The organism is Bradyrhizobium sp. WSM1743 (genome assembly GCF_000473065.1).
In the GTDB taxonomy this organism is placed as follows: Bacteria; Pseudomonadota; Alphaproteobacteria; order Rhizobiales; family Xanthobacteraceae; genus Bradyrhizobium.
Map to the genome: position 1 here is coordinate 118,421 of NZ_AXAZ01000004.1, position 12,880 is coordinate 131,300.

Sequence of the window (12,880 nt, forward strand, 5' to 3'; positions counted from 1 at the left end):
CGGCAGTGCTGTTACCGTTCGAGCGCCATGCCTAGCGCCGCAGCGTGAACTCGTCTGCACCTCGCCGGTGCTCCCAATTCGCCTGCTCCAGCTCGGGCCGGTCGCATTCGGCTTCCGGATAGCCGATGCAGAGATAGGCGATGAATTTCCAGGAGCGGGGCACGTCGAGAATGGCATGGATGCGATCCGGGCTCAGGATCGATACCCATCCAACGCCAATGCCATCGGCGCGCGCTGCGAGCCACATCGCGGTGATCGCCGCGACCACGGAATATTCTGTCGTCTCCGGCATCGTCGCGCGGCCGAGGCCGTGACCGATGCTGCTGGTCTTGTCCGCGAACACGGCAAGGTGACCGGGGGCCTGTTCGAGGCCTGACAGTTTCAGCGTGGCATAGCGCGCTGCGCGGTCGCCGGAATAGCAATTCAACGCGTCGGCGTTGCACGTCTTGAAATCGTCGGTGACGGCCCGGCGCCGCGCGGCGTCATCGACGGTGACGAAGCGCCAGGGCTGGCTGAGGCCGACCGAAGGCGAGAGGCAGGCGGTCTCGATCAGGCGATCGATGGCGTCCTTCGGCAGCGGATCGCTGCGGAAGCGGCGCACGTCGCGGCGCCACACGAACAGCTCGCGCAAATGCTGGCGGAAGATATCGTCGAACTCGACCATGAGGTCAGCGCCCCATCTGAAAGGCAGCGGCCACCAGCAGGATCAGGATCTCGCCCGTCTGCTCGAACGCGCCCAGGATATCGCCGGTCTGCCCGCCGATCTGGCGGATGGCAAGCCGCGCCAGCATCAGGCCGGCAAGCGACAGCAGGATCAGGCCGACCAGCGCCTTGCCCGGCCCCAACGCCAGGGCAAGCGCGAGCGTTCCAACGGCGAAGGCAATGGCGACGCTGCGGCCCGGCGGCGCTCCGGCACTGGCCGATAAACCGTCAGGCCTCGCCGGCGGCACCAGTGACATGAAGGCCGGCACGCCGGCGCGGGCAGCAGTGTGCGCCGCGCACAGTGCGAGTGTGACGGCGAGGGGATTGGCGATGGTCGCGAGCGCGCTCCAGCGCAAGGCGAACGACAGGATCAGCGCGCAGACGCCATAGGTTCCGATTCGGCTGTCGCGCATGATCTCGAGCTTACGCTCGCGCGTGCGTCCGCCGCCGAGTCCGTCCGCGGTATCGGCAAGCCCGTCCTCGTGCAGCGCGCCGGTGATGAGCGCGGTCGTGGCCAGCGCGAGCAGGGCGGCAAGGCCTGGTGTCAGTCCGAAGCGAATGGCGATCTTGTAGACCAAAGCGCCGGCGAGGCCGACCAGCAGTCCCGCGACGGGCAGGGCCCAGGTTGCGCGCGCGATCGCTCCGTCGCCGGCGGGCTTCGACGATGCGACGGGCAGGATCGTCACGAACGACGCTGCGATTCGGAGATCGGCGACGACGTCCCGCAAGAGTTCGGCGCGCGGGATCATTTCAGCTTCATCGGCAGGCCGGCGACGACGAACTCGACCTCGTCGGCGACATCGGCAATGATCTGATTCATGATTCCGGCGGCGTCGCGAAAGCTGCGCGCCAGCGCATTGTCGGGCACGATGCCGAGGCCGACTTCGTTGGTGACGAAGACGACGGGGCTGTTGAGGCGGGGCAGGGTGCCGGCGAGCTCTCTCACGTCTCGCTCCCAGTCGCGCGCCGCATGCATCAGGTTGGAGAGCCACAGCGTCAGGCAGTCCACCAGCCTCGCGCCGCCGCCATCGGTTGCGACCAGCGCGGGCACGAGATCGAGGGGCACCTCGCGCTCGATCCAGTCGGTTCCGCGCCGCGCGCGATGCTTCGCGATGCGTTCCTGCATTTCGTCATCGAGTGCCTCGGCCGTCGCGATGTAGACGGGCTGGCCAGGAAAGGCGCGCGTGCGGGTTTCCGCACGCTTGCTCTTGCCCGATCGCGCTCCGCCCGTGATCAAGATGATCGTCATCAAGGTCTCCCGTGAGCCTGACTAACCATCAATCGTGACCAAAGACAAAGCCGAAATCAGGGGGCGAGGGGGCTTGCGCTCCGCCCTCGCTTTGCGCAACAGGGGCGGGACAGGAGGCGGATGTGGGCTTTGCGGGTGCGATGGTGGTGGCGATGGCGCTGGATGCCCTTCTGGGCTGGCCCGCCCCGCTGTTCGCACGGATCGGTCATCCCGTCACTTGGCTCGGCCGGTTGATTGCCGTCATCGACGCCGCCTGGAATCGTGCGTCTGATCCGCCGGCATGGCGCCGAGCTGCTGGCGTGGCCGGCGCACTCGTGGTGGTTGCGCTTTCCGTCGTGCTCGGCTGGGGGCTTCAATCCTTACTTCCCGCAGGTTGGATCGAGATCGTGCTGGTCGGCATCCTGGCCTGGCCGCTGGTGGCGCTGCGCTCGCTGCATGATCACGTGGCTGCCGTCGCGAAGCCCTTGCAGGCCGGCGATATCGCCGCCGCGCGCGAGGCGGTCTCACGCATCGTCGGCCGCGATCCCGCAGCGCTGGATGAAGCCGGCATCGCGCGTGCGGCGATCGAGAGCCTCGCCGAGAATGCCTCCGACGGCGTGGTGGCACCGGTGCTCTGGGGCGCGCTGTTCGGCCTGCCGGGCATCCTCGGCTACAAGGCGATCAACACGCTGGACTCGATGATCGGCCATCGCAGCGAACGGCACGAAGCCTTTGGGTGGGCGGCGGCGCGCATCGACGATGTCGCCAATTTTATTCCGGCGCGCCTGACCGGACTTTTGTTCGTGCTGCTGGCACCAAGGCGATCAGAGGCGCTGTCGTGCATGACGCGCGATGCGCGCCGGCATCGTTCGCCGAATGCCGGCTGGCCGGAAGCGGCGATGGCGGGCGCACTCGGTGTGCGGCTCAGCGGCCCCCGCGTCTATCATGGCAGCATCACGAACGAGCCTTGGCTCAATGAAGGCGCGCGCGATCCGCTCGGAGCCGACATCGGCGAGGCACTGACCGTCTACCGCTACGCCATGCTGCTGCTCGCCGGCCTTCTTGCGATCCTCGCTTTCGCATGAAAGAACGGGGCATGCGCGAACACGGTGGAAATCTCGATCTGGCCCAGCAGCGGTTTGGCGGCCGCGCGGAGGATTGGATCGATCTGTCGACGGGCATCAACCGGTTGCCGTATCCCGTGGGTGTGGTGAGCGCGCGCGCGTGGAGCGCGCTGCCGCCGCGCGCCGAGATCGAGGCATTGCATCAGGCGGCGCAGCACGCGTATCGCACGCGCGCGCCGATCGTCGCGATGGGCGGTGCCCAGGCCGTCATTCAATTGCTGCCGCAACTCGCGTCGCCCGGACGCGCGCGCATCCTCGCGCCGACCTACAATGAATACGCCGGTGTGCTGTCGGCTGCAGGCTGGGAGGTGCAGGAGGTCGGACAGCTCGATGGGCTGGCCGGCGCGGACCTCGCTATCGTCGTCAACCCCAACAATCCCGACGGCCGATGCCATTCACCGAAGGATCTGCTCGCGCTACTGCCGCGCGTCGGTCGCCTCGTCATCGACGAGAGCTTTGCCGATGCCGATCCGCAGCTGTCGCTTGCACCCGAAGCGGATCGGCCGGGATTGTTGGTCCTGCGCTCCTTCGGAAAGTTTTATGGACTGGCCGGCCTGCGGCTAGGATTCGCAATCGGTCATGCGGCCGACGTTGCCAAGCTCATGGCGGCATCGGGCCCATGGCCGGTCTCGGGAGCGGCGATCGCAATCGGCAGCCGCGCATTGCGTGACGATGCTTGGGCTGAGGCGACGTCCGAACGGCTGGCGCGCGATTGCATTCGCCTCGATGAGATGGCGCGAGCGCTGGGATGGCGGATTGTCGGCGGCGCGTCGCTGTTTCGTCTCTATGAGACGCCTGACGCATTTGCTGTGCAGGAGACGCTCGCGCGCGCCCATATCTGGTCGCGCGTGTTCGCGAAAGAGCCGACATGGTTGCGTCTCGGGCTTCCCGGCAGCGAAGCCGAATGGGCGCGTCTTGCCGATGCACTAGCGCGCTAGCGCGAGCAGGCCTTCGACGTCGAGATGCTTTTCAATGTGGTCGGCGAGGGCATTGAGCGTGCTCTCGATCCTGGCATGATAGGGCTCGTTGCCTGCCGAGATGTCGAGCGTTGCGAGATATGCCCTGCGGAAATCGTCGGACGTGAAGAGGCCGTGCAAATAGCTGCCTTGCACGCGGCCGTCGCCCGACATCGCGCCTTCCGGCTCGCCATTCAGTTTCGCGAACGGGCGGGCGCAATCGGGGCCGTCGGTGCGGCCGATATGGATCTCGTAGGCTTCGATCGGCTGCTCCGTGGCGGCATGCACGGCCGCGACCCGCGTCAGCGTCTTCTGCGGGCTCATCACCGTCGTCACGTCCAGCATCCCGAGGCCCGGCGTGTCGCCCGCGGGGCCCTCGATCCCATCGGGATCGGCGACGCTGCGCCCCAGTATCTGATAGCCGCCGCAGAGACCGAGCACATGGCCGCCCCGGCGGTGGTGCGCGAGCAGATCGATATCCCAGCCTTGCGCGCGCAGGAAGGCGAGATCGCCGCGAGTGGATTTTGAGCCGGGGACGATGACAAGCTTCACGTCGCCGGGGATTGCTTCGCCCGGACGCACCATGACGAGATCGACGCCTGGTTCGAGTTTGAGCGGATCGAGATCGTCGAAATTGGCAATGCGCGACAGCGCGAGGCAGGCGATCTTGCATTTCCCCGGCTTGCGCGCATCGTGTAGGCCGAGCGCATCCTCGGCCGGCAGCTCGCCGGCGCGCGCGAACCACGGCAGCACGCCGAAGCCGCGCCACGACGTTTTCTGCTCGATCAGTTTGTAGCCGTCGTCGAACAGCGTGGGGTCGCCGCGGAACTTGTTGATGACAAAGCCATGGATCATCGCGGCATCGTCGGGGTCGATCACCGTCTTGATGCCGACGAGCTGGGCGATGACGCCGCCGCGGTCGATGTCGCCGACCAGCACGACCGGCACGTCCGCCTTGCGCGCAAAGCCCATATTGGCGATGTCGGCCTTGCGCAGGTTGACCTCGGCCGGACTGCCGGCGCCCTCGACCAGCACGAGATCGCCGCGCGCCTTGAGGCGCTCGAAACTCTCCAGGACCGCGCTCATCAGCGAAGGCTTCATCGCCGCGTAGTCGCGCGCCCGCGCAGTGGCGATGCGCTTGCCGTGGACCACCACCTGTGCGCCGACATCGGTCTCGGGCTTCAGCAGCACCGGGTTCATGTCGACGTGCGGCTCGACACCGGCGGCGAGCGCCTGCAGCGCCTGGGCGCGGCCGATCTCGCCACCGTCGACCGTAACGGCGGCGTTGTTCGACATGTTCTGCGGCTTGAACGGGAGCACGCGCAAGTCCCGCCGCGTGAAGGCGCGCGCAAGGCCGGCGACGATGAGCGATTTGCCCACGTCCGAGCCGGCCCCCTGGATCATCAGCGCGCGCGCCATCGGCTTCAGAACTCGACGCCGGCCTGGGCCTTGATGCCGGAGCGGAACGGATGCTTCACCAGCGTCATCTCGGTGACGAGGTCGGCGATCTCGATCAGCTCGTCCTTGGCGTTGCGCCCGGTGAGCACGACGTGCGTCATCGGCGGCTTCTGCGTCGTGAGGAATTCGACCACCTCGGCAATGTCGAGATAGTCGTAGCGCAGCGCGATGTTGATCTCGTCGAGCACGACCATGCGCAGGTGCGCATCTGATATCAGCTCCTTGGCCTTCTCCCAGCCGGCGCGCGCAGCGGCGATGTCGCGGGCACGGTCCTGCGTCTCCCAGGTAAAGCCTTCGCCCATGGCGTGGAACTGGCAGAGGTCGCCGAAATGGCCGGTGAGCAGGCGCCGCTCGCCGGTGTCCCAGGCGCCCTTGATGAACTGTACGACCGCGCAGGGCAGGCCATGGGCGACGCAGCGCACGATCATGCCGAAAGCGGAGGAGGATTTTCCCTTCCCGGCGCCGGTGTGGACGATGATCAGGCCCTTTTCGTCGCTCTTGGTCGCCATGATCTTGTCGCGGGCAGCCTTCTTCTTCGCCATTTTCTGGGCGTGCCGGGCGTCGGTTTCCTCGGCTGTTTGGGTGTCCGGTTCAGGCGTCATCGGTACCGGTCCTTCTTGACAAGTGGCGGCCACCGGCAAATGGTGGCCCGGCGTTGGTTCCTGTCCTATGACAGGCGAAGAGGGAATGCGATAGGGTCCGAATCGGCAAGATTTGGATCCAAACTGCAGCCGCCCCCGCGACCGTGACCGGAGAGATGCCCGAAGCCACTGATTCCCTTTGGAATCGGGAAGGCGGGGATCGAAGGGCCAAAACCCTGCTCCGCAAGCCGGGAGACCTGCCAGCGCGGACGAGTTTTGGACCGGCGGACGGGGTGTTCCGCGACGGGGAAACGGCCTCTCAAGTCGGGGTCCGTGTGCCTCATCGCCTCCCGCTGTTATCTGGAAGAGGCGATGACCGTCACACTTCATGTCTGCATCACCTGCCGTGCCGGCCAGACGCTGGGCGAGGGCGAGACGACACCCGGGAAGCGCCTGCATGGCGCGATCATCGAGGCCGGTGTGCCCGACGGCGTCAATGTGGTTCCCGTCGAATGCCTGTCGGCCTGCAGCCAGGGCTGCTCGGTCGCGCTGAGCGCACCCGGCCGCTGGTCCTATGTCTATGGCCGCCTGTCGGATGCGAATGCGCGTGACGTGGTCGCAGGCGCTGCGGCCTATGCGGCCGCGCCGGATGGTATCGTGCCCTGGCGCAGCCGTCCCGAAATCTTCCGCAAGCAGTCGCTTGCCCGCATTCCCCCCATCGCCGTCGTGCCGGAGGCCGCCGAATGAACTCGCTCGCAAAAGTCCCGGTGACCGTGGTCACGGGGTTCCTCGGCTCCGGCAAGACGACGCTGATCCAGCATCTGCTCAGCAATGCGAATGGAAAGAAGCTCGCTGTGCTCGTCAATGAGTTCGGCAGCGAGGGTGTTGACGGCGAGATCCTGAAATCTTGCGCCGATGCGAACTGCCCGGAAGAGAACATCGTCGAACTCGCCAATGGCTGCATCTGCTGCACCGTCGCCGACGATTTCATTCCGACCATGGAGCAGTTGCTGGCGCGGCCGGTGCGGCCCGATCACATCCTGATCGAGACCTCTGGCCTTGCCCTGCCAAAGCCGCTGCTGAAGGCGTTCGACTGGCCGGAGATCCGTTCGCGCATCACGGTGGACGGCGTGATCGCGCTGGCCGATGCCGAGGCCGTCGCGGCCGGCCGCTTCGCGCCAGATCCGGCGGCTGTCGAAGCGCAGCGCGCGGCGGACGAAAGTCTCGACCACGAGACGCCGCTGTCGGAGGTGTTTGAGGACCAGATCGCCTGCGCGGACATCGTGCTGCTGACCAAGGCGGATCTTGCGGGCGCGGCGGGAATCGAAGCCGCCAAGGCGGCGATCACTGCCGAGATGCCGCGCCGCGTGCCGATGCTGCCCGTGACTGACGGCGCGATCGATGCGCGCGTCATCCTCGGCCTCGGCGCGGCCGCCGAAAACGATCTCGCCGCGCGGCCTTCCCATCACGACGGCGAGGAGGAGCACGAGCATGATGATTTCGCCTCAGTCGTGATCGATCTTCCTGAGGTGGCGGATATCGATGCGCTGATCGCATCGGTTCAGAAGTTGGCGCGTGAGCAGAACGTGCTGCGCGCAAAGGGGTACATCGCAGTCGCGGGCAAGCCGATGCGCCTGTTGCTGCAGGCCGTCGGCGAGCGCGTGCGCCACCAGTTCGACAAGCCCTGGGGCGCGGGTCTCAGGCAGTCAAAGCTCGTCGTGATCGGCGAGCACGGCGATATCGACGAGGCCGCGATCAGGTCAGGACTCGGTCTTTCAGGATCTGGCATCTGATGCACGTCGTCTTCCGCGAGAGCCATGGTCTTGAGGAGACCGCGACGCCAAGAGACATCGGCCAGGACCCGGCCGATCTCGTGGTGCTCTCGTATTCGGATTCCGATCTTGCCGCATTCGCGGCCGGCTGGCGGCGCGGCTGTGATAGCCTGCCGTCGCTGCGCCTCGCCAATCTCGCGGAGCTGCGTCATCCGTTGTCGGTCGACACCTATATCGAGCGCACGCTGTCGCAGGCGCGCGGCATCCTGGTGCGCCTGATCGGCGGTGAATCCTATTGGCCGTACGGGCTCGCGGCCCTGCAGCAACTCGCCAAGGATCGCGGCATTGCGCTGGCCGTGCTGCCGGCCGATGGCCGCGATGACACGCGGCTCGACGCGTATTCGACCCTGCCAGTTTCCACGCTGCGCCGGCTCAAGGTGCTCTGCGACGCCGGCGGCCCGGTCGCCGCGCAAGCTGCGATTGCACAGCTCGCGCTCGCCTCGGGGCTTTATGCAGGGCCGGTCGTCGGCGAGATGACCGTGCCCGAGATGGGCTTTTATGATCCCGCGCGCGGTGTCATTGCTCCGCCTGCCGGTGCCGAGGAGAAGCCGCGCGCGCTGGTGACGTTCTATCGCTCCTATCTCACCGCTGCGGATACCGGCCCGGTCGATGCCCTGATTGCGGCGCTGCGCGAGAGGGGATTTGATGCTTATGGCGTGTTCCTCACCTCGCTGAAGACCGCAAGCGTCGCCGATTGGTTGCGCGCGCATCTCGCGCAAAATCCGGCGGCTGCAATCGTCAACGCGACGGCGTTCTCGGCCCTGGGCGACGACGGCACGACGCCGTTCGATGCCGCATCCTGTCCGGTGTTTCAGGTCGCACTCTCCACGGCGCGGCGCGAGGATTGGGCTACCTCGCTGCGCGGCCTCTCGGCCGGCGATCTCGCGATGCATGTGGTGCTGCCAGAGGTCGACGGCCGCCTGTTCGCGGGCGTGGTGAGCTTCAAATCGGCCGAGATGCGCGACCCCGATCTGCAATTTTCGCATCTGGCGCACAGGCCCGATGAGGAGCGCGTGAAAGCCGTCGCCGCGCGTGTCGCGGCCTCGCGGCATCTTGCAGAGAAGCCCGCCAGCGAGAAGCGGCTGGCGATCGTGCTCTCGAACTATCCGGGACGTCCGCACCAGATCGCGCATGCGGTTGGTCTCGATGCGCTTGCCTCGGTCGAAGCCCTGGTATCCGATCTCGCGGAAGCGGGATTCGAGGTTGCGCCGGTCGACGCGCTCGGCGAAACGCTACTGAGGCAGCAGCTCACCTGGAGTTTTGCCGAGTACCGTGCGGCGCTCGCGCGCCTTCCGCAAGTCTTGCAGGACGATCTCGCGCAAGCCTGGGGCGCGCCAGAGAATGATCCGAGCTGCCGCGATGGCGCGTTCCACTTCGCCGCGATTGAGTGCGGCCGCTCGATCATCGCGGTCCAGCCGGAGCGCGGCGAGACCGCTACGCGCGATGCCGACTATCACGATCTAGCTCGTACGCCGCGACACGCTTATGTCGCGTTCTATCTCTGGCTCCGGGCGCAGGGCAGCGATGCCGTCGTGCACATGGGCGCGCATGGCACGCTGGAATGGCTGCCCGGCAAATCCGTGGCGCTGTCGCAAGCGTGCTGGCCCGAAGCTTTGATCGGCGATCTCCCTGTCATCTATCCCTTCATCGTCAACGATCCCGGCGAGGCCGCACAGGCCAAGCGGCGCATCGGCGCGGTGACGATCGGCCATTTGCCGCCGCCGCTGGAAACATCCACGGTGCCGGAAGGGCTGCGCCGGCTTGAGCGCTTGCTCGACGAATATTCGACCGCCGACGGCCTCGATCCCGCCCGCCGCCAGCGGCTGATCGCGGCGATCCGTGATGAGGCGCGTGCCGCGGGCCTCGAAGAGGATCTCGGTCTCGATGCATCGGCCGCGCCGGCCGAAGCGATCCCGCGGATCGACCGCTTCGTCTGCGATCTCAAGGAAAGCCAGTTCGGCGACGGCCTGCACGTGTTCGGCCGCGGCGCCTGCGGCGAGGCGGAGCGGGAAGCGCTGCGTGCGGCGCTCGCGGGACAGCGCGTTGTGCCGGGGCCGTCGGGCTCGCCCTATCGCGGGCGACAGGACGTGCTGCCGACCGGGCGCAATCTCTTCGCCGTCGATCCGCGCGCGGTGCCGACGCCGTCCGCGCATGCGCAAGGCATCAAGCTTGCCGAGGAGCTGCTGCGCCGCCATTTGCAGGATCACGGCGATTGGCCGAAGGGCCTCGTCGTCGATCTCTGGGGTTCGGCGACGATGCGCACCGCAGGCGAAGAGTTTGCAATGGCGCTGCATCTGGCCGGCCTCGCGCCGCGCTGGGATTACGCCTCCGGCCGCGTCATCGGCTACGACATCATCCCGCCGGCCGAGCTCGGCCGTCCGCGCATCGACGTCACGCTGCGCGTATCCGGCCTGTTCCGCGATGTCTTCGCAGGCCTTGCGCAATTGTTCGAAGCCGCCTCCGAGGCGCTCGCGGCGCGCGAAGAGGAGGGCGATGAGAATCCATATCGCCACCGCACCTCCCGCGTGTTCGCGCCGCGGCCTGGACAATACGGCGTCGGCCTTTCGGCGATCCCGGATGCCTTCACGCCGGAGACGCGCGAGGCCGCCGGCGAGGCGTGGTTGTCGGCATCGTCCTGGGCATTCTCAGTGGATGGTACAATGCAGCCGGATCGCGCAGGCATCGAATCGCGGCTCACGTCCGCAGACGTTTTTGTCCATATCCAGGACCTACCCGAAACCGATTTGCTGCTCGCCGCCGACTACGCCGCGCATGAAGCAGGCGTCGCCGCGGCTGCAGCTCACCTCGGTGCAGGCGCGCCGTCTCTCTATCATCTCGACGCGACGCGTCCCGACCAGCCGCATGCGCGCACGCTGACCGAGGAGATCTCGCGCGTGGTCCGCGCACGCGCGGCTAATCCAGCCTGGATCGCCGGCATGATGCGTCACGGTTTTCGCGGCGCCGCCGAGATCACCGCGACGCTGGAGCACATGGCCGCCTTCGCGCATCTCGCCGCCGCCGTGCCGCCGCACTTGTTCGACCTCTATTACGATGCGACGCTCGGCAGCGAGGATGTCCGCGCCTTCATGGCCCGCGAAAATCCGTCTGCGCTCGCCGCGATGGAGACCTGCTTCGCCCGTCTGCATGAAGCTTCACTCTGGCGAACCCGCCGCAATTCGATCGCGGCGGCGCTGCGGGAGGCCTCATGAGCGCGTCTGCGGTCAAGGGCTGGTGTCCCGGCGCGCTTCGCCCGATGCAATCGGGCGACGGGCTCGTGGTGCGCGTGCGTCCGTTTGGCGGGCGTCTTGAAGCACCACAAATCTCCGGGCTTGCGGAACTCGCCGAGCGCTTCGGCAATGGCCTGATCGACGTCACGAGCCGGGCCAATCTGCAAATCAGGGGCGTCAAGGAGGAGGGCCATCGGCCGCTGCTCGACGGCCTTGCACGACTGGCGTTGCTCGATCCCGACGCCGATATCGAAGCCAGGCGCAACATTCTGGTGACGCCGTTCTGGAGCAGCGGCGACGAAACGCAGTCGCTGGCCGCGGAGCTCGAGGAGGCGCTCGCCGATTCCGGCCTCGCGCTTCCGACCAAATTCGGCTTCGCCATTGATGACGGGCGATCGCGCGTTCTGGCCGGCGATTCCGCCGACATCCGCATCGAGCGCGATCGCTCGGGCCGTCTCCTGGTGCGGGCCGACGGCGCAAGGCTCGGCTGCTGCGTCGAACGCGGACAGGTCGTGAGCGCCGCGCTGGCGCTCGCAAGCTGGTTCCTCATCTCCGGCGGCGCGAGGGGCGGGCGAGGGCGCATGGCAGCCCACGTCGCATCCGGCCCGGCGTTGCCTCAATCGCTGCGCGGCGAGACCGAGCCGGCGCCCGTGATGGCCGCGGCGCGGCCCGGGCACTATCCGCAAGGCGCGATGGTCGGCGTCGCGTTCGGGCAGATGCTGAACGCGACGCTCCATCAGTTCTCAGATTGCGGACATGCACTGCGCATGACACCCTGGCGGATGGTGCTCAGTGAGGGCAAGCGCGAGATGCCGAGCGGGACGGGCCTCATCACCGAGCCGCATGATCCGGCGCTGCGCGTCATCGCCTGCAGCGGCGCGCCGCGCTGCCGGGAAGCCCATGCCGATACGCGTGCGCTCGCAGCAGCGCTCGCGCCGCGCATGGCCGCCGATGCGCGGCTCCACATCTCCGGCTGCGGCAAGGGCTGCGCCCATTCCGGCACGGCTGCGGTCACGCTGATTGCGACGCGCGCCGGGTTCGATCTCGTCCGCGACGGCTCGACCCGCGACGCGCCGGTCCTGCGCGCGCTGAACGGCGCCGACATCGTCAGCGATCCCTCCATCCTGGTCGGAGGGAACTGATGCCGCACACCTACGAGACCGATGGCGCGGCGATCTACCGGCAATCCTTCGCCACCATCCGGGCCGAGGCCGATCTTGCGCGCTTCACGCGGGACGAGGAGCAGGTGGTCGTGCGGATGATCCATGCCGCCGGCATGGTCGGCCTGGAAGCGCATATCCGCTTCACGCCTGATATGGCGGCTGCCGCGCGCACGGCTTTGCAGAAGGGCGCGCCGATCCTGTGCGACGCGCGCATGGTCTCCGAAGGCATTACGCGCGCGAGATTGCCCGCGGCCAATGCCGTGATCTGCACGCTCGGCGATCCCGCCGTGCCCGGGCTGGCGCAGTCCATGCGCAACACGCGCTCGGCTGCCGCGCTGGAGCTCTGGAGGCCGCATCTTGATGGCGCGATCGTCGCGATCGGCAATGCACCGACCGCGCTGTTTCATCTGCTCAACATGCTGGAGGATCGCGACTGTCCGCGGCCTGCGGCGATCATCGGCTGTCCCGTCGGCTTCGTCGGCGCCGCCGAATCCAAGGCCGCGCTGATGGCCGATCCGCCGGCGCCCGCGCTGACGGTCGAGGGCCGCCTCGGCGGCTCCGCGATCACGGTCGCTGCCGTGAACGCGCTGGCGAGCCGGAGCGAATAGT

General features: G+C 67.4%; 12 protein-coding genes and 1 riboswitch. Of the genes, 7 read left to right on the forward strand and 5 right to left on the reverse strand.

The genetic code is table 11. The annotated features are described in order from the left end of the window. Positions 1-31: 31 nt before the first annotated feature. The 3 genes from bluB to cobU are packed head-to-tail and all read right to left on the reverse strand — an operon-like array spanning position 32 to position 1,951. Positions 32-664, reverse strand: coding sequence for a 5,6-dimethylbenzimidazole synthase (gene bluB, locus YU9_RS0105570; RefSeq protein WP_027571887.1), 633 nt, complete (start codon positions 662-664; stop codon positions 32-34). 4 nt (positions 665-668) lie between these two features. Beyond that, positions 669-1,451 (reverse strand): adenosylcobinamide-GDP ribazoletransferase, encoded by a 783-nt coding sequence (gene cobS, locus YU9_RS0105575; protein ID WP_027571888.1) that lies wholly within the window; start codon positions 1,449-1,451, stop codon positions 669-671. After that, a complete protein-coding gene (gene cobU / locus YU9_RS0105580; protein ID WP_027571889.1) occupies positions 1,448-1,951 on the reverse strand; it encodes a bifunctional adenosylcobinamide kinase/adenosylcobinamide-phosphate guanylyltransferase in 504 nt (167 codons plus the stop codon). Before cobU ends, cobS begins: the two co-directional genes overlap by 4 nt. Positions 1,952-2,073: 122 nt before the next feature. Between cobU and cbiB the strand changes: the two genes are divergently transcribed. Together cbiB and cobD are read left to right on the forward strand one after the other, a co-directional pair. After that, positions 2,074-3,015, forward strand: a complete 942-nt coding sequence (gene cbiB, locus YU9_RS0105585) for an adenosylcobinamide-phosphate synthase CbiB (RefSeq protein WP_027571890.1) — start codon at positions 2,074-2,076, stop codon at positions 3,013-3,015. 11 nt (positions 3,016-3,026) lie between these two features. Next, complete coding sequence (gene cobD / locus YU9_RS0105590; RefSeq protein WP_027571891.1) at positions 3,027-3,992, forward strand: threonine-phosphate decarboxylase CobD; 966 nt, start codon at positions 3,027-3,029, stop codon at positions 3,990-3,992. Here cobD and YU9_RS0105595 read toward each other — a convergent pair. Then, positions 3,981-5,429, reverse strand: a complete 1,449-nt coding sequence (locus YU9_RS0105595) for a cobyric acid synthase (RefSeq protein WP_027571892.1) — start codon at positions 5,427-5,429, stop codon at positions 3,981-3,983. The genes cobD and YU9_RS0105595 overlap by 12 nt on opposite strands. Before the next feature lie 5 nt (positions 5,430-5,434). Next, positions 5,435-6,070, reverse strand: coding sequence for a cob(I)yrinic acid a,c-diamide adenosyltransferase (gene cobO / locus YU9_RS0105600; protein WP_027571893.1), 636 nt, complete (start codon positions 6,068-6,070; stop codon positions 5,435-5,437). A 37-nt stretch (positions 6,071-6,107) separates the two neighbouring features. Further along, a riboswitch (cobalamin riboswitch) is annotated at positions 6,108-6,329 on the forward strand. Between the two features lie 92 nt (positions 6,330-6,421). Here cobO and YU9_RS0105605 point away from each other — a divergent pair. From YU9_RS0105605 to YU9_RS0105625, 5 genes are read left to right on the forward strand one after another with little or no spacing between them, the layout of a single operon-like run. Then, positions 6,422-6,796, forward strand: a complete 375-nt coding sequence (locus tag YU9_RS0105605) for a DUF1636 domain-containing protein (protein WP_027571894.1) — start codon at positions 6,422-6,424, stop codon at positions 6,794-6,796. Next, a complete protein-coding gene (cobW, locus tag YU9_RS0105610) occupies positions 6,793-7,842 on the forward strand; it encodes a cobalamin biosynthesis protein CobW (protein ID WP_027571895.1) in 1,050 nt (349 codons plus the stop codon). Before YU9_RS0105605 ends, cobW begins: the two co-directional genes overlap by 4 nt. Beyond that, positions 7,842-11,090, forward strand: a complete 3,249-nt coding sequence (cobN, locus tag YU9_RS0105615) for a cobaltochelatase subunit CobN (protein ID WP_027571896.1) — start codon at positions 7,842-7,844, stop codon at positions 11,088-11,090. The genes cobW and cobN overlap by 1 nt, the downstream gene beginning before the upstream one ends. Then, positions 11,087-12,250: a precorrin-3B synthase gene (cobG, locus tag YU9_RS0105620; protein WP_027571897.1), complete on the forward strand. Its 1,164-nt coding sequence runs from the start codon at positions 11,087-11,089 to the stop codon at positions 12,248-12,250. The genes cobN and cobG overlap by 4 nt, the downstream gene beginning before the upstream one ends. Next, on the forward strand, positions 12,250-12,879 hold the full coding sequence (locus tag YU9_RS0105625; protein ID WP_027571898.1) for a precorrin-8X methylmutase: 630 nt from the start codon (positions 12,250-12,252) through the stop codon (positions 12,877-12,879). Before cobG ends, YU9_RS0105625 begins: the two co-directional genes overlap by 1 nt. Position 12,880 lies beyond the last annotated feature (1 nt).